This window comes from Corallococcus sp. 4LFB (assembly GCF_046520365.1).
Lineage (GTDB): Bacteria > Myxococcota > Myxococcia > Myxococcales > Myxococcaceae > Corallococcus > Corallococcus caeni.
Genome location: NZ_JBKGHJ010000094.1, coordinates 1 through 20,327 on the forward strand (window position 1 = coordinate 1; position 20,327 = coordinate 20,327).

Here is a 20,327-nt window from a genome sequence, read left to right on the forward strand (position 1 = left end):
CGGACAGCTCCACGTCGACGCCGGTGTCGTCCTGCGCGAAGCCCGTCACCTCGCATCCACGGTAGATGGGCACCGCCAGCTCGCCCACCCACTCCGCCAGGATGCGCTCGAAGCGCTCCTGCAAGAGCGCGAGCCCATGGTTGTGACGCGTCGGGCAGTCACTGAGGTCCAGCGGCGCCTGTCCGAACGAGACGTTCTGGACCGCTTGTCCTTGCGAGGTGAAGCGCTCGACGACCCCGCGCTGAGCGAGCACCTCCAGGCTGCGCGCGTGCAGGCCGCGCGAGCGTGAGCCGGCGACCTCCTGACTGGCGCGCCGCTCGACGATGGCCACATCCACCTGCGCCAATGCCAGCTCCGCTGCCAGCATCAGCCCGGTCGGGCCCCCTCCGGCAATCACCACCGCATGCTGCGTCATCCTGTCCGCGTGCATTTGTCTGCCTCCCGCGCCTGGCTCGAAACGGGCGACGGTGGACCACGACCGGGGGGGCTTGCGGCAACACCCGGGGTCTGGCATTTGCTGACAGTGGAGAGGACGGAGAGGGCTGCCGTGGCACCTCCCGCGGCCCGTCGCGGACGCAGCTGAAGTCCGCGGACGCGCCAGTGGAGCCTGCACTTCGCGAGCAGCCGGGACGGCACCCTCGCCTGGACCTGTCATTGGCCGGCGACCCGCGCTCCAACATCCGCGCCGTCAGCAGCGGCTGACGCGTCGTATGTCTCACATTGATGCGACACGGGGTTTTTCACGCGAGAACACCCCAGCACCCCCACTGCTCCGCAGCGCTGGGTTTACGCGTCCTGCACGGCTTTGCTCACGACCTCGTGGGTCCGTACACCTGCTCCGCAACCGACGAGCTCGTCGGGCAGAAGGCCCGTGCGGCGGGTCTTTGCCGCCAGTGGGTGGGGGACACCCGAAGCTTTCTCCGTCGAGCATGACGCCACGCATCCATCCGTTCGTTCGCCCGCAGCGTCGTCTGGCTCGATATCCTGCCCGCCATGCCCCAGGCTCCGAAGTACGTCGCGCTGACCCTTGTCACGGCGGTCGGGCAGGAGATTCCCGTCACGGGGACCTCCTTCACCATCGGCCGGCAGTTCGACTGTCATTACCGGCCTGACTCCATGCAGCTCTCGCGTCGGCACACCCTGTTGATCCACGAACCGGAGGGCTGGTTCGCGGAGGACATGGGCTCCGCCATGGGGACCTTCCACAACCAGCGTCCCCTCACCGACCGCCAGCGACTCGCCGATGGCGACGAGCTCATGGTCGCGGACGTCAAGCTTCGGATCCGCCTCCGCTAGCGTCTCCCATCGCATGGGACTGGACGGACCATGCGAATCCGAGCAACGCGGTGCCTGCAGCGGCCTGACGGTGAAGCCCGAGCCCCTCCGGCCCCTGTGACCGGGAGCCTGTCCTGGAGCCCCTGCTCCCCGTGTCCCCCCACGGCCCGCCGGCCTGCCCATCCGGGCCTCATGCCGCACCGTGTCCACCTCTCGTTGAGAGGACACCGACATCGCATCTGGGAGGACGCCATGGACGTCAATGAGGTCATCGACCGGGCCCGCGACAGCATCACCGTGAAGCGCGTCTACGGAGAGGCCATCCAGCAGGACGGAATCACCGTGATTCCCGCGGCCCTGGTGGCCGGCGGAGGCGGCGGAGGTGGCGGCGAGGGGCCGGCGGCGCTCCAGCAGGCCGGAGGGGAGGGCGAAGACGTGAAGGGCAGCGGCTCCGGCAGCGGCTTCGGTCTGAAAGCCAGGCCCGCGGGCGCCTTCGTCATCCGCAAGGGCAAGGTCACCTGGGTTCCCGCCGTGGACGTCAATCGCATCATCCGGGGCGCCCAGTTGCTCGTGGGCACGGCGATCCTCCTGAGCGGCCTCCACCGCCTGCTGAGCGCACGCCGTTCCGCCCGCCTCCTGCGGCACGCCTGGCGCTGAGCTCGCCGGCTCCAGAACGGGGGCCCGTCCTTCAGAGGTACTTCGCGCAGGCAGACCAGTCGGCCCTGTAGCACTCCCCCTTGTAGACCCGACCCAAGTCGCCAGGGCATTTCCCCGGCTCCGACGAGCTCACCTTCACCCAGCACTTCGGGCGCCGCTTCAGGTCGGCGGCGAAGTCGTCGTCTTCTGGCCCGGGTGCGGTGGCTTGCGCCTCCACCGTGCGGCCTCGAAGCACCACCACGGCCACTGCCGCGCCAGCAACGAGGACCGCAATGACAACCACGAGCATCCTCGTCCGATTCATGACGCCTCCTGGCGAGGCAGGAAGGATACAGCGGTTCGGCGGATGACGTGGCTGGCGGCGCAGCTGGGGACAGCCTCCGGGTCAGCGCTTCAGCCACATCGGCTCGCCGGGGCACAGCCGGCAGCGGGCCTCGCCGTTGGCACAGGAGGCCGCCGCAGGAGCGCCGCGGGGGTTTCCGCCCTCGCGTCATCCACATGCGCTAGCAGCGTGTGGGCTCCCGGTGTGCGTGTCCGACCACGACACCTGCGTGCCGTCCACCCAGAAGGAGAGGCCGTGGACGATGCCCGTGGCCGAGCGGGTGTCGGTGTCCTTCCACGGCGAACTCAACAAGCCCTTGCGCGATTGGAGCTCCGGCCGGGACGGCGCCTCGTCCGAGGGACAGTGCCGCCGCGTGCCCCGGGTGGGAAGCCCGCTGCCTCACGGAGGGAAGCGGAGTTCCCGGACGGGGCGGTTCATTGCCATGTCTCGCGGACGGGCCCCGGACTTGCCGTTCGTCCTTGTGCAACCAGGGGTGGCACCCGCCCTGCAGTCGAAGCCCATTGAAATTTTCTCGATGGGAGCACGGCCTATGAGGACGAGACGCGGGTGGCTGGGGGCGGCGGTGGCGCTGGTGGTGGCGGGGTGCGGGCCGATGGAGCCAGCGGAGCTGGAGGGCGGGCCGGATCCGTCCGCGCCCGGCGAGGCGCCCGACCCGGGCCAGGCCGAGTTCGCGGCGACCACCACCACGCGCACCCTCACGGCCTACGCGGACACGATGGCGAACGCCACCCAGCCGGACACCGGCTACGCCTCCGCGCAGACGCTCTACGCGGACGCCTCGCCACGGCGCCAGCCCTACCTGCGCTTCTTCCTGTCGGGCGTGGAAGGGGTCATCACCTCCGCGAAGCTGCGGGTGTACGTGGTGGATGGCAGCAAGGACGGCCCGGCCGTCTACGGCGTGCGTCCGGACTGGAGCGTCAACTCCCTCACCTGGAACAACGCGCCGGCCGTCCTGACGCAGAAGCTGGCGGACGTGGGCGCGGTCTCCGCGGGCACGTGGGTCGAGTACGACGTGTCCTCGTGGGTGAAGGCGAACTTCTATGACTATTCCTTCACGCTCGTCTCCACCACGAGCGACGGCACCGGCATCGAGGCGAATGACGCGCCGGGCAGCAACAACCCCCGGCTGGTCCTCACCGTCCAGGACTGCCCCGGTCCGGAGACGGCCGTCGTCTCTCCCAGCTTCGACACCTGGGTGTCCCAGGAGGAGCCCACGCGGCGCAACGCCGACAGCCCATCGCTCACGGCGGACGGCTCCCCGGAGAGCGAAGCGTACCTGTCCTTCGACGTGGCCACGGGCGGGCGCACGCTGACGGGGGCGCGGCTGCGCTTCTTCGCGACGGGGGGGACGGGGAACGCGCCGGCCGTCCACGCCACGACGAACTGGTGCGGCGAGGACTTCGACTGGACGAGCCGCCCGGAGGTGGACGCCACGCCCCTGGCGGACATGGGCCTCGCGCGCCGTGACACCTGGGTGGAGTACGACGTGGGGTCGGCCATCACCGGAGACGGGCGCTACGGCTTCGCGCTGCGGCCCCAGAGCACGGATGGAATGACCTTCACCTCCCGCGAGGGCGCGGCGCTCTCCCGGCCCCAGCTCGTCCTCTCGTATACGGCGTCGACGTGCGCGTACCGGGGGCTCAGCCGGGTGCGCGGCACCCGGGCGGGCGTGGTGCACGTGCTCGCGGGGGGCGAGGAGCGGGTGGTCTCCACGGCGGCGGCCGCTGACGGGGGATGGGTGGCGCTCGGGTCGTACGTGTCCAATGGCAGCGCCAACCCGCCCTCGTTTGGAGGGGACCCGCTGCCGGGCACCCAGGGCCTCGCGGTGACGCGCTACCGCGCGGATGGTTCGGTGGCGTGGAGCGTGGGCCATGCCGGCCAGTTCCTCCCGGGGGAGCTCGCGGTGGCTCCGACGGGCCAGGTGCTCGTGGCGGGCCGCTACTACGGCGCACCGGACCTGGGCACGGGCCCGCTGCCGCAGGCCGCGGGAGCACGCCTCTTCGTGGCGCGGCTGACCCCTGACGGGATGACGGAGTGGGTGCGGACCTTCGCCTCCATGGACGACAGCGGCCAGCAGGGCATCTTGGAGCCCACCCACCTCACCACGGATCCGGGGGCGCGCCCATCGTCTCGGGCCGGTTCTCCGGTGAAGTGGACTTCGGCGGCGGGCCGCTGCGCCCGGACGATTCGCAGTCGCAGGGGAGCACCGCCCTGTACCTGGTGAAGTTCGCGGCGGACGGCTCGCACGCGTGGTCGCGGACCTTCGCGGCCTCCGATGCGTCGTCCCGGCTGGAGGTGGCGGCGGACAGCGAGGGCAACCTCTACCTCAGCGGCTCGGCGCCCGGCGGCACGGAGCTCGCGCCGAGCGGCAGTGGCCCCACGCCCTTCGTGGCGCGGTTCACCGCCGCGGGCGAGCAGGTGTGGACGCGCGCCTGGGCCGGTGCCAACGGCGCCACGTGGCGGTGGTCCCGTACGGCGGCGACGTGTACTTCAGCGGCACCTTCACGGGCGCCTTCACCTTCGCGGGCACGACGTACACCCAGGTGCCCACGGATTACAGCGGCGCGCCGGACGACCTGTTCCTGGGGAGGCTGAAGGGGGACGGCACCGACGTGTGGCTGAAGCACGTGGGCTCGCCGTATGGCGAGAGCGCCCGCGGGCTCGCGGTCACCCGCACCGGCACGGTGGTGCTGTGGGCGCAGTCGAGCGGCCCGGTGAGCTTCGGGGGCGGCACGCTGCGGGGCGGCCCCATCTACGCGGGCTACTCGAGGGCCGGCACCCACCGCTGGTCACGCCACCTCCCCCTCACGGGGCTGCCCACCGCGCTCACCACGGGGGAGCTCCTGCTGGGCACGACCCTGCAGGAGACGACCCGGGTGGACGGCGTGAGCTACTCGCCCTTCGCCTGGTACGGCACGTCCGTCACGAACGACGCGTTCTTCCTCCGGCTGCGGTAGGCCGGAGGCGGGGAGCGCATCCGCGAGAGGCGGGCCGTGTCGAGGGGAGCGCCAGAGCCGCAGCGTGGCGAGGAGCCCCAGCACCGTCAGGCCCCCTCCCGCCTGCGTGCAGCCGCCCTTGGACGGGCTGCTGATGGGCTCCCCGGTGCCTCCATCCGGCGTGCCCGCGTCCACGGACTGCGTGGCGCAGCTCAGCTCGAAGTCCACGCTCAGCGGCGGCAGCGTGAGGTCCGCGTGCTCCAGCGTCCCCTGGAGCGTGGCCTGGTGTCGTCCGGGGGGAAGGCCCAGGGCGGGCGGCGGCGGGTTGTCCGGCGTGCAGACCGCGTAGAGGAACAGCAGCTGCCGGTTGTATTCGTACTGGTGGCTCTCGTAGTTGTCCGCGCCCGTCGAGGTCAGCCCGTGGTGATTGCTGGAGGACCAGGGCTGGCCGTCCACCTCCACCGTCCAGTGCACCCAGGGCAGGAAGGGCACCAGCTCCGCTGACGGGGTGAAGCGCAGCGTGGTGGCGTCGCCCTCCTGCGTGCTCCCGCAGCTCGAGTCCCCGTACACGGGGAACGTCCCCCGGCTCGGCGTGTCCACGCTCAGCGTGCCCAGGGTCGTGGGCAGCGGCCGCTCCGGGCCCGCGGTGAAGGTCGCGGATTGCGGCTGCGTCTCCTGGTGCTGGCAGAGGCCCTTCGCCTCGATGCGGTACTGCGTGCCCGGCACGAGCGGCGCCTGGGGGACCAGGACATGCGTCGAGCGGGCGCCGTTCGCCAGCGTGAAGGGCACCGGCGTGCCATCCGACTGGAGCAGCCGGAGGGTGGCGACCTCCGTGCTCTCCAGCAGCGGGGGCCTCACCACCAGCCCGGGGACGTTCGCGGGCACGGGGCCGCCGTCCTCGGGGAGCGGGAAGCGAACGTCGATGAGGCAATTGGGCGCGGCGCAGGCCTCCGCTGAAGGGGGCTTCGCCAGGCCAACGCCTCCCAGGAACACGCCGATGCTCAGGGCCGTCCATCCGTGTGTCTTCATGGGCCTTGAGACACGCGGGCCCGGCGGGTTGGGACATGGCGCTTTCGCGGCGAAGCAGGTCCGGGGTGGACCGCGACCGTTCAGCGTGCGGACGCGACCGTCCGGCACGCGGGGCCAGGATGCGGCGCTCCAGCGGCCGATACTGACGGGCCTATGCGACGCAAGCTCGTGCTGCTGGTGCTGGCCGTGGCGGTGTGGCTGCCCTCACTCCATCTCCTGTTCCGGCCCCGGAACCGGGAGGCGCTGGTGGCGGCACTGGCCTTCCGTCAGCGCGCGTTCTCGCTCCAGGAGTCGAGCGCGGAGCGCGACGTGCTCCACCGCACCAACCCGGAATGGGACCTGATGGTGCGCACCTTCTCCGTGCTGTCGTTCGCCAACCTCGCGCTGTCGGAGCCCTCGCGAAAGGCGGAGCACCTGGCCGTCGTGGACGCGCTCATCGCCCGGACGCTGCGCGACGAACAGCGGGCGCACGAGGCCTTCTTCCTGCCCTACGTGCACGCGGGGCCCTTCAAGGACCCGGCGGGGCGCAGCCTCTTCGTGGATGGAGAGCTGGCGTTGATGCTCGCCGCGCGCCAGGTGGTGGCGCCGCGCGCGGAGTACGCGCCGCTCTTGCGCGAGCGCGTGGACCTCATCGCCGGACAGCTGGAGCGGGCGCCGGTGCTCGCGGCGGAGAGCTACCCCGACGAGGGCTGGACCTTCTGCAACACGGTGGCGCTCGCGGCGCTGCGCCTGTCGGACACCGTGGACGGGCGGGACCATGGCGCGCTGCTGCGCCGGTGGGTGGCCTCCGCGCGGGAGAACCTGTCGGACCGTCGGACAGGTCTGCTCGTGTCGAGCTTCACCTACGACGGCGTGACGAAGGACGGACCGGAGGGCTCCACGCTGTGGCTCGCGGCGCACATGCTCCAGGTGGTGGACGCGGACTTCGCGCGCGACCAGTACCAGCGGGCCCGCGCCGCGCTCCTGGGGCGGGCGCTGGGGTTCGCGTGGGCGGGTGAGTGGCCCTCGGAGGCGGGGGCGGTGCAGGACGTCGACTCCGGGCCCACCATTCCTTGGGTAAACGCGAACGCGGGCTCCAGCGGGCTCGCGCTCGTGGGCGCGGCGGCGTTCGATGACGAGGAGGCGCTGGACGGGCTGCTCACCAGCCTCCACTTCGCGGCCTTCCCGGTGCACGACGACACCGGCCTGCGCTTCGCGGCGGGCAACCCGCTCGCGGACGCGGTGCTGCTGTACGCGCTCGTCGAAGGACCCCTCTGGCGCCTCGCGCGGGCGCCGCACCTGGAGGCACACCGATGAGGCGTCACCCGTTCGTCCTGGCCGCGCTGGGCCTCTGCGCGCTCTTCGTCTGTCTGCACCTGGGCGGAGGCCGTGAGTCCGTGGGCGTGCTGTCCGGGACCGTCGTGGGCGGCCCCTGGCGCATGGGCCTGGGTGTCGGCTACGCGCTGGCCTGGTTCGGCGCGGTGCTGGTGGCGCCGGTGCTGCTGCTGGCGGGGCTCGCGGACGCCGTGCTCGGCCGCGTCCGCCTTGCGAAGCCTTGAGCGCCGCTTCAGCGCCGGTACAGCGTGCCGCCCTTCATCACCAGCCGCACCTGGCGCACGGCGGCGATGTCCTGCGTGGGGTCGCCCTCCACGGCGACGAGGTCCGCGTAGAGCCCGGCCTTCACCTGCCCGACGCGGTCCTCCCAGTGCAGCATGCGCGCGTTGCCGGAGGTGGCCGCCTGGAGCGCCTTCGCGGGCGTCACGCCGCTGGCCACCAGCAGCTCCAGCTCGCGCGCGTTCTCCCCGTGCGGGAAGACGCCCGAGTCCCCACCCACGCACAGCGGCACGCCCGCCGCCAGCGCGGCCTTGAGGCCCTCGCGCTTCTTCTTCGCGGACTCGGGCTCTGGGTCCACGCCGCGCTTCCAGCCCCGGTACTGGAGCATGGCGTCGCCCGCGGCCAGTGTGGGGCACAGGAACACGCCCCGTTGGGCCATCAGCTTCCAGACCTCCGGCGTGCCCGCGTCGCCGTGCTCGATGCTCTCCGCCCCGGCAAGCACCGCGCGCTTCATGCCCTCCGGCGTGCTGGCGTGCACCGCCACCGGCCGCCCGCCGCTCCTGGCCGTCTCCACGATGAGGCGCAGCTCCTCCTGGGAGAACGTGGGGAGCGCCTCACCGCGCGGGCCCCAGCGGTAGTCGCCGTAGACCTTGATCCAGTCCGCGCCGCGCCCCATCTGCCCGCGCACCGCGCGCGTGAGGCCGTCCACGCCGTCCGCCTCCTCCGCGCCCTGGGGCACCGTCCATTCGGAGGCGAACCCCTTGGGGCCGTAGCTGCCGGTGGCGACGAGCGCGCGCGTGGTGACGACCATGCGGGGGCCCGGGATGATGCCCTGGTCGATGGCCTGCTTGAGGCCCACGTCCGCGTCCCCCGCGCCCTCCGTGCCCAGGTCGCGCGTGGTGGTGAAGCCCGCCAGCAGCGCCGCCTTCGCGTGGTTCGTGGCCCGCGCCACGCGCAGCGCCAGGGGCTCCTTGAGCACCTGGTCGTCCCACTTCGCCTCGTTGTACGGATGCAGGAACAGGTGCGAGTGGCCCTCGATGAGCCCGGGCAGCAGCGTCGCGCCGGGCAGGTCGATGACCTCCGCGCCCTCCGGCGCCTTCACGCCCTGCGCGGGCCCCGCGGAGACGATGCGCTCTCCGGTGACGACCACCACCCAGCCCGCGTGGGGCTTCGCGGTGGTGCCGTCGAAGACGTGTGCCGGACGCAGCACGTAGGAGCGGGCAGGGGCCTGGGCCCGCGCGGACGCGGAGCCGAGGACCCCGGACAGGACGGCGAAGAAGAGCAGGGCGCGCATGTGGGGGCGCAGTCTGCGCGCGCACCGGCGCCGGGGACCATGGGTTTGTGGGACAGGTGTTCCGGAGTGCTTTTCTTCATGCACGAAGTCAGCGTGTCGCTGTTCGTGCGTCGAGGGGGCCGGCTTCCGAACGCCGCACCCGTTTCCCTGGGGGACCTCCCTTGCATCGAATGCTTCTGCTCGCCGTGCTGCTGTGCGTCGCCTGTGGCGACAAGACCTCCCCGACTCCGGACGCGGGCACGAAAGGCCCGGCCACCCTCATCGTCCACTCGGACTGGTGGGAGAACACCGAGGGCCTCGGCGACATGCAGGGCATCACCGTCCTCCTGGGGGACGGCAGCCGCTTCCGCGAGCCCCTGGGCCGTGACGGCATCGCGCGGTTCCGTGACGCGGCCATCACCGGTCCGCAGGACATCACCGTCGTCATGGTGGGCGACGGCAAGGTATTGGCGAGCACGACGCTGGGCGTGGAGGGCTCGGAGGTGTGGGTCCGCTCCGGCTTCGCGGGTCTGGCGGGCGGCTTCCGGGGCAGCCGGCAGGCCACCCTCACCGGACGCGTGACGAACTTCTCGGGGAGCCCGACGCAGGTGCGCGTGGTGGGGAAGGACTTCGCGGGGAGCTCCAGCATGAAGGGGGATGGCTCCTTCAGTGTCGACGTCTGGAGCGAGACCGCCGGGCAGATGGCGTTGCTCGTCACCGGCGGCACCGGGCAGGTGGAGGCCGTGGGGCTGCTGCGGGACATCGCCGTGGGAGAGGGACGAACCGTCAGCGACCTGGTCATCCCCCTCCGGCCGTTGGACCAGCGGCTGCCCGTGGAGGTGACGAACCTCCAGCCTTATGGCGCGCTGCGAAGCGTCTCCGCCAACTTCACACTCGGGTCGGAGTATCTCTTCACCACGAGCACCGTCGGTGCCACGCCCATCCAGGTCCCGGCCATGGCCCGGACGCCCCCGTTCGATACCGTCGAGGTCCAGTTGCTCGCGACGGCGGGCAGCGATGAGCGGACCGCGTCCGGGCGGGTGGTCGCGAACGCGCCGCTGGCTCCCGAGGGCGTCACGCGGCTGGCCCTGCCCGCGCCCGTGACGCTCACCTCGCCCACGCCGGGCACGGAGGAGGCGCCCGGCTCGGGACCGCGCTCCGGGCTGACGCTGCGCTGGAGCGCCGACCCCGCCGTGCACAGCGTGACGGTGCGCCTGGTTCCCCAGCAGGGCGAAACGGAGCTCGACTGGTACGTCACCGGCCCTGCGGCCGTGGGCCGCTTCACCCCCTTCACCCTGCCCGCGGAGGTGTCACCGCTGCGAGAGCTGACCGGGGGGCTCTACTTCGTGCAGTGGTCCTCCCACTTCCTGGGCGCGGGCCACGACTACCAGGACCTCTTCAAGGAGGCCCGCACCGGGAACGAACCGGACGCCTGGTACACGAACGCGTACGGCTACTCCGTCCTCCAGGACTGACGCGCGCCGCCCCCCGCGCGCGGGCGCTACGGCGCCAGCGCGAGGAACACCTTGGTGTCGCCGTCGTAGTTGTTGGGGTTCCAGTACACCTTGTCCGCGCCGTCCCGGCCGTCGATGTCCGCGAAGAAGAAGCCGGTGTTCTCCGAGTTGCTGAAGCCGGTGTTGTCCATCACCGGGCTGCCCGCGAACTGGGTGCCGGTGCTGGGGTACACCTGCATCCGGCCCTCGCGGAAGCCCGGCCGCCAGAAGACCTTGTCCGCCTTGCCGTCGCCGTCCACGTCCGCGAAGTAGAAGCGGGACGTGTCCACGCCGCTGGTGCCCGCCTCGTGCAGGAAGAACAGCGTGAACGCCCCCGCGCCGGTGGAGCGGTACACGCGCGTGCGGCCCCCCTCCTGGGCCGGGTTCCACAGCACGCGGTCCGCCTTGCCGTCGCCGTCCACGTCCGCGAAGTACACGCGCGTGCCCGCGCTGGTGTTCGCCCCGGTCGTGCTCGTCACCGCGGCGCCGAAGGACACCGTGCCGTTGCACCTGGACACGAAGGTGTCGAAGGCGCCGGACTTCAGCGTGGGGTTCCAGCGCACCAGGTCCGCGCACCCGTCGCCGGTGACGTCCGCGAAGAAGAAGCGCGTGGCGTCGCTGGTGCTGGCCGCCTGCGTGACGGCCACGCGGTCGCCGAAGGTGCCGTCGCACTTCGCGGGGTAGATGCGCACCTCGCCGCCCCCCAGGTTGGGCCGCCAGAGGACCTTGTCCGCGCAGCCGTCGCCGGTGACGTCCGCGAAGAAGAACCGCGTGGTGGCGACCCCGCTCGTCGCGCCCGTGTTCTTCACCGCCGCCATGAAGCCGCCATCGCACTTCGACTTCGCCACCCACGTCTCGCCCTCGCCCACCGCATGGTTCCAGGTGATGCGGTCCGCGCAGCCGTCACCGTTCACGTCCGCGAAGAACAGCTGCGTGCCCGTGGACGTGCCGTTGGGCGTGGGGGAGAGGGTGGAGCCCGCGGCGAAGAGGGCGGGGCGGAGGGTGGCGAGCACCGGGTAGTGGTCCGACGGCGTGAGGCCGTCGCTCTCCGTCCGGTCGATGGTGGGCGCGGACGAGGTGAGCGCGCCCCCGTTGTGGAAGAGGTAGTCCAGCCGCTGGTACTTCGTGGACGTGGAGCCGCTCCAGGCGTTGTTGAACGTGGCGTCATTCACGCCCGTCACGCCGTCGAAGCGCGCGGTGCGGAACAGCCGGGCCCCGGCCTCCAGGTTCTCGATGGTGGCCTCCCCCGGCGTGGACTGCCCCTGCGCGTCGGAGTTGAAGTCCCCCATGGCGATGACCGGCAGCCCGCCGGGCTTCGTGGCGAGGAACGACGCCAGCTGCTCTGCTTCCTTGAGCCGCCCCAGCGAACACTCCGCCCCGTAGGCGAAGTGCGTGTTGGCCACGAAGTACACCTGCCCGGACGTCAGGTCGCGCAGGCCCACCCACGCAATCTTCTTCCCTTCCGCGTGGCTGAAGCACGGGGCGGTGGATGCATAGGGATTCACGAGCGCCTCGTTACCCTGGCCCACCTCGGAGGCGATTTCAAAGCGGCTCTTCTTGAAGAAGATGAGCTTCGGGCTGCCACCGCCCGGGTTGTGGACGCCGTAGGGCTTGTCCGTGCCCGTCAGCCCCGCGATGAGGTCCGCGGGGATGCTGGGTCCGCCCGCGGGGGCCTGGGCCTCCTGCACGCCCACGATGTCCGCGTTGTTCGCGAGGATGCGTTGGAGGACCGCCGCCTTGCGGTGGGTCCACGCGCGCACGCCCGTGTCCAGCGGGCCCCGCACGTTGTACGTCATCACCCGGAACGCCTTGTGGCCCGTCACCGCCAGCGCCCGCGACTGCCCGAGCAACGCGTCACTGGACGGCGGTTCGCCCCCTTCCGGCCCACAGGCCAGGAGCAGCGTGGCGGACAAGGAGGACAGCGCGACGGAGCGCGCGAGACGGGAACGGAAGCATCGCATGACTGCGATTATACATGTAAAACAAGAAATAACATCAATTCCGTCTCCATGCCGAGACAGGCCGGAATGTCTCACGGCGCACGCAAGGCCGCGCCCGGCGAGGGTGCCGGACGCGGCCTCGGGGCTGACTGCGATTGCGTGCTACTGGCGCACGACGCGCTTGAGCTTGAAGGGCGAGGGGGACTCGCTCATCGTGTAATAGGCCGTGCCGGTCGGGTCGTATTCGATGGCCTCGCCCTGGCCCTCCACGGTGTCCGTCAGGGAGACGGGCGTGGCGGCGAACGCGGTCTCGAAGGCGGCGCCGGGGGCGGCGCGGAACTCATACACCTTGCGGTAGGTGCGCAGCAGGAAGCGGTTGGCGCACGGGTGGATGGCGCCGGACGTGGCCGCGCCGTAGTTGGTGTCCGTGGTGGTGGGCAGCGGGAGGTTGGCCACGAACACGAGCGTGCTCAGGGTGCCCGGCGCGGGCAGCGGCTGGGGGAACTTGTAGACCTTGCTCGCGCCCGCGTAGGACTTGGTGATGACGTAGATGTCGCCCGTGGTGGGGTGGACCATGAGGGTCTCCGCGTCCTTGGGCGTGTCCGGGTACTGGAACGGGAAGGCCTCGGCGGTGAGGTTGCCGCTCGTCTGGCCCGCGCCGATGTCGGGCTCCGGGATGCGGTAGACGGCGAAGGTGGACGGCGGCGTGGGGAAGTTGGCGCTCGAGCGGCCGATGTCGCCCATGTAGATGCACTGGCCAGCGGGGCACGGGCCGCTGGCGACGTCCTCCCAGTCCGCGGGCGTCACGTTGGACACGTTGAAGGTGCCCTTGGTGCTCGCGTCCGCGGTGCTGATGGCGACGATGGCGGTGGTGTCCTCGTTGTGCGCGTAGAGGACGCCCGGCGTGAGGCGGCTGGCGGCCAGGCCGGACGGCTCCACCAGCGCGGTGGCCGTCACGGTGCCCTGCGTGGTGTACGCGGTGGAGAAGGTGTCCCCCACGGAGCAGGACGCGGAGGCGTTGGCCGCGCGCAGCGCGACGACCTGCGCGATGTTCGTCTCCGCGTAGGGGGACGCGCCGTTGAACGAGCCCTGCGCGCCCGCAGCGCCCAGGTCCTTGTAGGCCACGTCGTAGATGACGCCCGTGGACGAGGACACGAGGCAGGTGTCCACGGGCTCGGTGAAGCCCGCGGGCGGGACGATGGGGCTCGCCGGGCACGCGGCGCCGGTCCACAGCTGCGAGCCGAACCACACCGCGACGCCGTTGGCGGTGCTGGTGGTGAGCGCGGGCGTGTTGAAGCTGGCGGTGAGGCCGTTCTTCTGGCCCGTCTGCGCGTCGATGGGGTTGGCCGTGTCCACGCCGGAGAACGCGGAGATGCTGCCGGCCATGTAGCTGGCCAGGTCGAGCGTGAACGCGTACGTGGACGGCTCGGAGGCGGTGGCCACCTTGTAGAAGACCCACGCCTTGATCTGCGACGCGCTCTGGTCCGAGCGCAGCAGCGTCCAGCCCGCGGGCGGCGTCGCCACCGCGGCCACGTTGTTGCGGTTGATGATGCGCGCGAGCAGCACGTCACCCACCGCCGTGCCCGTGGGCTTCGCGATGCTCAGCGACGTGCGCGTGCTGCCGCCCGCCGTGGCGCTGCTCCGGTACGCGATGGTGGACACCGCCTGCCGGGCGGTGGCGACCTCCTGCTCGGGGAGGGAAGGGGCGTCCGCGTCCAGCGGCCCGCACCCCGCGAGCGCGAACAGCGACACCGAGCACAGCATGCGTGAAACATTCCGGTTGAAGGACGTCAAGGTTGCTCCTGCGAGGGGGATGAGGCGGGTACGGCAGGAGGTTGTCGGCAGGCCGCGGAAAGTGTTGCGGAATTCGCGAGCAACCGCCGCTGACGTTGGCTGTGATTGCAAACTTCCGCGAGAGCCCTTTCCCTCCGTGCGCGGGTGTGGAAGAGGGTAGGGCATGAAGCGCCACGCCCCCGCCACCGAACGCAACCGCGAACCGCTGCTCACCGTCCTCCGGGAGGTGCTGCCCGAGTCGGGCACGCTGCTGGAGGTGGCGAGCGGCACCGGCCAGCACGCCGCCTTCTTCGCGCGGGCCTTCCCGGGGCTGGCCTGGCAGCCGACGGACGGGGACCCGGCGGCGCTGGAGAGCATCGACGCGTGGCGCACGGAGGAGGGACTGTCCAACCTCCTGCCCGCCCGCCTGCTGGATGCGAGTTCGGACTCGTGGCCGGTGGCACACGCGGACGCCATGCTCTGCGTGAACATGATCCACATCGCGCCGTGGGCGGCCTGCCAGGGCTTGATGCGGGGCGCGGCGCGGGTGCTGCGTCCGGGGGGCCGGCTGGTGCTGTACGGGCCCTACTTCGTGGAGGGGAAGGACACCGCGCCCAGCAACCTCGCCTTCGACGAATCGCTCCGCGCGCGCGACCCGGCGTGGGGCGTGCGCGAGCTGGGCGCGGTGACGGCCGAGGCCGCGCGCCACGGGCTCCAGCGCGAGCGCGTGGTGGAGATGCCCAGCAACAACCTCACGGTGGTGTTCAGCCGGTAGCGCCTCCACCACCGGGACGGCGTCTCCACCGTCCCGGCGTCCCGTTCCGGCCTCCGGTGTCTGGCTACATGCCGGGGCAGTGGCCGCCCTTCATCTGCCGGGCGGTCTCGTGGACCTCGTCGATGAGCTGGCGCTTCTGCATCTCGTCCAGGGCGGAGTAGGTGATGGTGATGCCCTGCGGCGTGTCGGTCGCGATGGCCCTGGAGGGGACGGTGGGCGCTCCGGCCATGTCCCGGTTGCCGCCGCCGCCGGTGCCGCTCTCGTCAAGGCCGCCCTGCTCCTCCAGGGAGGTGTCGCCCAGGTCCTCCTCCTGCGCCAGGTCCAGGGGCGTCTCCGCGCTGGTGCGCTTGGACTGCGCGTCCAGCATTCGCCGGGCGCGCGTCTGGAGGTCCGACACCTGGGAGGTGTCGGACGTGGTGAACATGAGCGCCACGCCGTCCGGCGTGTCCTGCGTCTGGAGCTGCGTGCCCGGCACCGACATGGGGCAGCGTTGATCCACCTTGGACGGCGCCGCGGTGGACTGGGCGGACGCGGGCATGGACTGCTGCGACTCCTCCTTGTGCATCCCCTTCTTGGAACAACCGGCGGAGAAACAAAGCGCCGCGGCCGCGGCGAGCGTCAACGGAAGTCGGGACATGGGCATGGTGTGCCTCCTCTGTCGTGGGTGCGTCGTGCGGCAAGGTGGAGAGGTGATTCCCCCCGCGCAACACGCCCTCCACGCCGCCGTGCCTGACGGCCCCGCCCCCTGGATGGACGCCTTCATCGCGCAGCGGACACGCCGGTGCGCGGCTCACCACGCGGCTTCGAGCTGGAGCATCACGCCGTGCTTCTCGTAGTTGCCGTTCGTGGCGTCGTACGCGTGGCAGAGGTGCGCTTCGCCCTCGCAGGCCGCGGCGTCGTCGTCCGTCAGCCGCATGTCGATGTTGGAGCGGTTCACCAGCAATTCGTAGCGCGCGGTGAGGCGCAGGTGGCTCGACAGCCGGGCGCTCACGGTGGGGCCCAGCACGAAGCGCGTGTCGTGGCGGCGGCGGACGTTCCACGTCTCGGTGTCGCCGCCGGTCGTCACGACGCGCAGCGAGTTGTTCTCCAGGTAGCGGCGCCACTCCACGTCCGCGTCCAGGCTGGTGGTGAGCCATGGCAGGGGATGCCACCGGCCGGAGGCGCCCACGGCGTGGCCGGTGAACCCGAAGGGAATGACATACGTTTGCGACGCGAGGGTTCCGTCCTCGCTGGTGAAGGACTGCTCCAGCGTGCCGATGCGGTCCTGCCGGTAGCGGTACCACGCCGTGACGTTCGCGAGCCCCAGGCGCCACTCCTGCGACAGCGTCGCGTCCAGGCGCGGGCCGGTGAGGTAGGCGAACTCCTCGCCGAGCCCGTCCTTGCCGGCGGCGCCCAGGTCCAGCCGCGTGGTGGTGTGCTCGGTTTCATCCCAGGCGAGCCAGGCGTTGGCATTCACGGCGGCCTGGAGCCCCCGGAAGTCCTCCAGGCCGGTGAAGAAGAGGTCGCCCCCCACGAGGAGCCCCACGCGCACCCGGCGCGCGGCCTCCCACTCCACGGCCGCCGTCGCGCGGTGGAGCTGGAGCGAGTAGTCCCGCACGGAGGACTCGGAGTAGGCGCGCTGGCTGCCGCCGTAGGACAGGGCCGCGAAGAGCCGGTCGGACAGGCGGAGGCGCGCGGTGAGGCCCACGCTGGCCTCGGCGAAGGCGCTCGCGGTCACCACGTCCGCGTTCGCACCGGACACGTCGCGCGCCGCGACGCCCACCTGGAGCACGTTGCTGTCGAAGCCGGGCCCCAGGAGCGCGGAGGCCCAGGAGCCCGGGCCGCTGGAGCGCAGGCCGTAGGAGAGCAGGTCCAGGTACTGGTGCGCCGTCTTGCGGTCCAGCGGGCTCAACGTCAGCTCCAGCGCCGCCGAGAGGTCCTCACGGGCCTCCGTGCGTGAGCCCAGGCGCCAGGCGGACGCGCCCGCCATGAGCCGGGCCCTGCCGGAGTCGGGCTGCCGCGTCGCCGCGCGCAGGAAGAGCGCTCGGGCCTCGTCGAAGCGGCCGGCGTCGAAGGATGCGAGTCCCTGGCGGTAGGCCTCGTCCCCTTCGTTCACGACGGGGGCGAGCAGGGCGCGCAGCTCCTCCACCTGCAGGGCCTCTTCCGTGGAGGCACCCGCCGCGGCGCGCTCCGCCCACTGCGCGGCGCGGTCCGGGGCGCCCGCGTCGAACGCGGCGAAGCCCGCGTTGAGCCACGCCGCACGGGCGAGCGGGGCACCTTCCCGGACGCGGGCGAAGGCCTCCTCTGCTTCCACGAAGCGGCCCAGTGCGTAAAGACACGCGCCCCGGTTCGAAGTTCCAGGCGTCGGGCTCCGGCGCATCCGGCGCACGCCCGCGGCGTCGAGGGCTTCCAGCGCTTCAGCGGGGCGGCCGGTGCGGAAGCGGGCCAGGCCCACGAGGTACAGCGCGGCGCCGGACGGCGCGGCCTGGAGCGCCTGCTGTTCGGCTTCCGCGTACCGGCCCGCCGCGAAGGACTGGCGCGCGTCCTCCAACGGCTCCCCGGCCGCGAGCGCCACCAGGAGCAGCAGGCCCGTCCACACGCACCGCGACGTACCGCATTCCCCGCACCGGAGCGAGGGCAGCGCACCGCGCCAACGGTCCCGCGTTGAAGGAAGGGGCCCTCCCGTGGACCCGGTGCGCACCGACCCGGCCCGTCGCCACGCCCTCGGACATGGACCCTGTCCCTGGGCGAGGAGGGGGCCTCCCGGGGGACTCCTCCCGGCGGCGGCGCACCGCACGAACTGGTCCGACAGTCGGACCAGTTGGGAGCACCGCGGCGGCGCACCGCACGAACTGGTCCGACTGTCGGACCAGTTGGGAGCACCGCGGCGGCCCCCTGTACTGACGAGCCGCCCATCGGACCGGCCCCGTCACCCGTCGTGGCCGGGGGCCTCCGACCCAGCCAGGCCGCCGAAACCTGTCCGACAGTCGGACCCGTTAGGACCGCGCCGGGCGGGAGGTGGGCACCCCTGGGGGGCCGGAGGCTCAGGGGGAGCCCGCTCCCTGCTGGCGCCGTTGGGCACGGGCCCTGTGCTCGGACACGGCTGTCTCCACCCTGTTCGTTCACAGGCCCGGGGGGCTGTGCCGACCGTCAGCGCCGGGGCGGCGGCGGGGGCGGCTGCTGATTCGGCGGGGGCGGCGCGCCGTCGGTCCTCGGGGACGGTGAGCGCATGCGGCCCTCGTCCCCTGGCGAACGCGACCCGTTGGGACGGCCGTCCTGTCCCGGCCCCCCTGAATGCCCACGCGCATCATGGCCCGGGGGCGGGCGGACCGTGTCGCCCCGGGGCGGCGGGGCAGGGCGCTCCGCGTTCCTGCGCCCCAGGATGGTGTCCACCTGTTCCCCCGGCGCGATGACGTCCACCGTGTGCGAGCTGCGCACGTGCGCCTGCTGCGCGCCGGAGGGGGGCGGAGGCACGGGGGCCTCGGGGGGCCTCGCGGCCTCCGTCGGCGGAGGCGCCGGGGCCTGCTGTGCTTGCGCGGTCGCGCCTCCCCACCACAGGAGGACGGCGACGGCCGGTGTCGAGAGCCAGGTCTTCATCCGCCCGTGACCTCCAGCACCACGTCGTGCTCGATGCGCTGGTCGCCCGCGCGCGCCAGCGCCGTCACCAGATAGCGCCCCGGCCGCTGTCCACGCACCGCGATGGGAATCACGTTGCTGCCCGCGCTCAACGGCTGCGTCCACTGGAAGGAACGCAGCGGCAGCTCCTCTCCGTCCGCCCAGAAGGACAGCCCCTCCGGCAGGCTCACCTGGAAGTCCGCCTGCTCCACGGCCACGTCCGCCGTGAAGTCCAGCTTGATGACCGCCACCTTGCTCACCGGCACCTGCGTACCGGGCCGCTCGAGCGCCGCCATCCCCGGGCTCTCCGTGGTGGCGGCAGGCGTGCCGCGCACCGCGCCCAGCACCAGGAAGGTGGCCACGCCCATGGCGACGCCCACCGCAGGCCAGAGCACCGGCGCGCGCCGCCGCCAGAAGTCCCGCACCGCATCCCACCCCGACGCCGGTGTGGGGGGACCGGCCTCCACCAGCCGCCGGTGGAGCAGGGCCTGGAAGTCGGGCCCGGGCGCGTCGTCCCGCAGCGCCGCCAGACGCTCGCGCAGCACGCGGTCCTCCCTGTCCTCGGGCTCACTCATTTCCTGCTCCTTGCAGCATGCGACGAAAGGTCCGGCACGGATGTTCCAACGTGGCCTTCTTCTTGCGGGCTGTCAGGGCCCTGGCCCCCCGCCAGCAGGGCCTTCAGGTGCGCCCGGCCCCGCGACAGGCGCGACTTCACGGTGCCCACGGGCACCCCTTCAATGGCCGCCACCTCTTCATAGCTGTGCCCCTCCACGTCGAAGAGCACCACCGCCGTGCGGAACTCCGGCGGCAGGGCCCGGAGCGCCCGCCACAGCCGGTCCCGCTCCTGGGCCCGCATGAGCCCTTCGTCCGCGGACTCGGCGTCCGACGCCGCCTTCGCGTGCTCCTGCTCCAGCGGCTCCTCGCGCGAGCGCTCGCGGCCGGCGCGGCTGCGGGTGGCGTCATGGAACGCGTTGCGCACCACCGAATAGAGCCACGTCTCGAACGCGGACTGGAATCGGAACGAGCGCAGGTTCTTGTAGACCTTCACCAGCGCTTCCTGCGCCAGGTCGTCCACGTCCGAGTCCGACGCGGCGAAGGCCCGCGCGAAGCGGCGCACGCGCGGCAGGTGCGAGGACACGAGCAGCTCGAAGGCGCGCACGCTGCCGTCCTGGGCTTCGAGGATGAGTGCGCGCAGCTCGTCGTTCACGGTCGGCCGGCACTCTATCCGGCCCCGGTGCGCGCTCAAAAAGCCACGGGAAATTCCCGCCGGGAACACGGCGGAAATTCATTTCGTCTCATGGGGGCAGACGGACAGCGGCCGGGCACCGGATGACAAGGGAGCACGCACTCATGAGGCACTCGAGCAGGGGCAGTCAGTGGCTGGGAGCAGTCGCGCTGGTGGTGGGCACCATGACGGTGGGCTGCGGCAGCGCTTCACAGACGTCGGCCACGGACGCCACGTCGGATGTGTCCCAGGCGGTGGAGGCCACGTCGGACTCGAGCGACGCGGTGGAGGTGTCCAGCCTCCTGCACGGCCTGGACAAGCTGCGCCCCCAGGCCATCGAAGGCTTCCACTGTGACGCGAGCCCGGACATCACCACCGTGGACGTGTGTGGCAAGACGCTGCCCGCCACCGTGCACCTGGAGTGGACCGACTGCGCGCCCCCCGCGCGTCCCGAAGGCCGCGGCGGTGGCGGCCAGCCTCC

Annotated in this window: 20 protein-coding genes; 8 read left to right on the top strand and 12 right to left on the bottom strand. The window is 72.0% G+C overall.

What is annotated here, in order from left to right; translation table 11 throughout:
• On the bottom strand, positions 1-430 hold a 430-nt coding region (locus ACLEQD_RS12935; RefSeq protein WP_410383986.1), incomplete at its 3' end, for an FAD-dependent monooxygenase.
• A gap of 563 nt (positions 431-993) precedes the next feature.
• Here ACLEQD_RS12935 and ACLEQD_RS12940 point away from each other — a divergent pair.
• Both ACLEQD_RS12940 and ACLEQD_RS12945 read left to right on the top strand, forming a co-directional pair.
• On the top strand, positions 994-1,296 hold the full coding sequence (locus tag ACLEQD_RS12940; protein ID WP_410383988.1) for an FHA domain-containing protein: 303 nt from the start codon (positions 994-996) through the stop codon (positions 1,294-1,296).
• Positions 1,297-1,527: 231 nt separating this feature from the next.
• Positions 1,528-1,932, top strand: a complete 405-nt coding sequence (locus ACLEQD_RS12945) for a spore germination protein GerW family protein (protein ID WP_410383990.1) — start codon at positions 1,528-1,530, stop codon at positions 1,930-1,932.
• A gap of 31 nt (positions 1,933-1,963) precedes the next feature.
• Here the strand turns inward: ACLEQD_RS12945 and ACLEQD_RS12950 are convergent, their stop codons facing one another.
• Positions 1,964-2,221, bottom strand: coding sequence for a hypothetical protein (locus tag ACLEQD_RS12950; protein WP_410383992.1), 258 nt, complete (start codon positions 2,219-2,221; stop codon positions 1,964-1,966).
• Between the two features lie 583 nt (positions 2,222-2,804).
• Here ACLEQD_RS12950 and ACLEQD_RS12955 point away from each other — a divergent pair.
• The gene (locus tag ACLEQD_RS12955; RefSeq protein ID WP_410383994.1) at positions 2,805-4,499 is read left to right on the top strand and encodes a DNRLRE domain-containing protein; all 1,695 of its coding nucleotides are present in this window, start codon (positions 2,805-2,807) and stop codon (positions 4,497-4,499) included.
• A 97-nt stretch (positions 4,500-4,596) separates the two neighbouring features.
• Here the strand turns inward: ACLEQD_RS12955 and ACLEQD_RS12960 are convergent, their stop codons facing one another.
• Together ACLEQD_RS12960 and ACLEQD_RS12965 are read right to left on the bottom strand one after the other, a co-directional pair.
• On the bottom strand, positions 4,597-4,731 hold the full coding sequence (locus ACLEQD_RS12960) for a hypothetical protein (protein WP_410383996.1): 135 nt from the start codon (positions 4,729-4,731) through the stop codon (positions 4,597-4,599).
• A gap of 333 nt (positions 4,732-5,064) precedes the next feature.
• Positions 5,065-6,240 carry a hypothetical protein gene (locus ACLEQD_RS12965; RefSeq protein ID WP_410383998.1) on the bottom strand — a complete coding sequence of 392 codons (1,176 nt, stop codon included), beginning with the start codon at positions 6,238-6,240 and terminating at the stop codon, positions 5,065-5,067.
• Between the two features lie 153 nt (positions 6,241-6,393).
• Here ACLEQD_RS12965 and ACLEQD_RS12970 point away from each other — a divergent pair, with 153 nt between their 5' ends.
• Together ACLEQD_RS12970 and ACLEQD_RS12975 are read left to right on the top strand one after the other, a co-directional pair.
• The gene (locus tag ACLEQD_RS12970; protein ID WP_410384000.1) at positions 6,394-7,536 is read left to right on the top strand and encodes a hypothetical protein; all 1,143 of its coding nucleotides are present in this window, start codon (positions 6,394-6,396) and stop codon (positions 7,534-7,536) included.
• The gene (locus ACLEQD_RS12975) at positions 7,533-7,778 is read left to right on the top strand and encodes a hypothetical protein (RefSeq protein ID WP_410384002.1); all 246 of its coding nucleotides are present in this window, start codon (positions 7,533-7,535) and stop codon (positions 7,776-7,778) included. Before ACLEQD_RS12970 ends, ACLEQD_RS12975 begins: the two co-directional genes overlap by 4 nt.
• Before the next feature lie 8 nt (positions 7,779-7,786).
• Here ACLEQD_RS12975 and ACLEQD_RS12980 read toward each other — a convergent pair whose 3' ends face one another.
• Positions 7,787-9,067 (bottom strand): amidohydrolase family protein, encoded by a 1,281-nt coding sequence (locus ACLEQD_RS12980; protein ID WP_410384004.1) that lies wholly within the window; start codon positions 9,065-9,067, stop codon positions 7,787-7,789.
• A gap of 161 nt (positions 9,068-9,228) precedes the next feature.
• Between ACLEQD_RS12980 and ACLEQD_RS12985 the strand changes: the two genes are divergently transcribed.
• Positions 9,229-10,521, top strand: coding sequence for a hypothetical protein (locus tag ACLEQD_RS12985; protein WP_410384006.1), 1,293 nt, complete (start codon positions 9,229-9,231; stop codon positions 10,519-10,521).
• A gap of 26 nt (positions 10,522-10,547) precedes the next feature.
• On the opposite strand, the gene ACLEQD_RS12990 is transcribed toward ACLEQD_RS12985, so the two are convergent.
• Together ACLEQD_RS12990 and ACLEQD_RS12995 are read right to left on the bottom strand one after the other, a co-directional pair.
• A complete protein-coding gene (locus ACLEQD_RS12990) occupies positions 10,548-12,500 on the bottom strand; it encodes an FG-GAP-like repeat-containing protein (protein ID WP_410384008.1) in 1,953 nt (650 codons plus the stop codon).
• A gap of 141 nt (positions 12,501-12,641) precedes the next feature.
• On the bottom strand, positions 12,642-14,243 hold the full coding sequence (locus ACLEQD_RS12995; protein ID WP_410384010.1) for a cell wall anchor protein: 1,602 nt from the start codon (positions 14,241-14,243) through the stop codon (positions 12,642-12,644).
• 193 nt (positions 14,244-14,436) lie between these two features.
• On the opposite strand from ACLEQD_RS12995, the gene ACLEQD_RS13000 reads away from it, so the two are divergent.
• On the top strand, positions 14,437-15,027 hold the full coding sequence (locus ACLEQD_RS13000; RefSeq protein WP_410384012.1) for a DUF938 domain-containing protein: 591 nt from the start codon (positions 14,437-14,439) through the stop codon (positions 15,025-15,027).
• 64 nt (positions 15,028-15,091) lie between these two features.
• Here ACLEQD_RS13000 and ACLEQD_RS13005 read toward each other — a convergent pair whose 3' ends face one another.
• The 5 genes from ACLEQD_RS13005 to ACLEQD_RS13025 form a co-directional block, all read right to left on the bottom strand.
• Complete coding sequence (locus ACLEQD_RS13005) at positions 15,092-15,670, bottom strand: hypothetical protein (RefSeq protein ID WP_410384014.1); 579 nt, start codon at positions 15,668-15,670, stop codon at positions 15,092-15,094.
• 147 nt (positions 15,671-15,817) lie between these two features.
• On the bottom strand, positions 15,818-17,605 hold the full coding sequence (locus tag ACLEQD_RS13010) for a tetratricopeptide repeat protein (protein WP_410384016.1): 1,788 nt from the start codon (positions 17,603-17,605) through the stop codon (positions 15,818-15,820).
• Positions 17,606-18,156: 551 nt separating this feature from the next.
• On the bottom strand, positions 18,157-18,603 hold the full coding sequence (locus tag ACLEQD_RS13015) for a hypothetical protein (protein ID WP_410384018.1): 447 nt from the start codon (positions 18,601-18,603) through the stop codon (positions 18,157-18,159).
• Positions 18,600-19,196 (bottom strand): hypothetical protein, encoded by a 597-nt coding sequence (locus ACLEQD_RS13020; protein ID WP_410384020.1) that lies wholly within the window; start codon positions 19,194-19,196, stop codon positions 18,600-18,602. Before ACLEQD_RS13020 ends, ACLEQD_RS13015 begins: the two co-directional genes overlap by 4 nt.
• Entirely contained in the window at positions 19,193-19,828 is a 636-nt protein-coding gene (locus ACLEQD_RS13025) for an RNA polymerase sigma factor (RefSeq protein ID WP_410384022.1), read from the bottom strand. The genes ACLEQD_RS13020 and ACLEQD_RS13025 overlap by 4 nt, the downstream gene beginning before the upstream one ends.
• 143 nt (positions 19,829-19,971) lie before the next feature.
• Here ACLEQD_RS13025 and ACLEQD_RS13030 point away from each other — a divergent pair.
• Positions 19,972-20,327, top strand: a 356-nt coding sequence (locus ACLEQD_RS13030; protein ID WP_410384024.1) for a hypothetical protein, incomplete at its 3' end; no start/stop codon positions are given.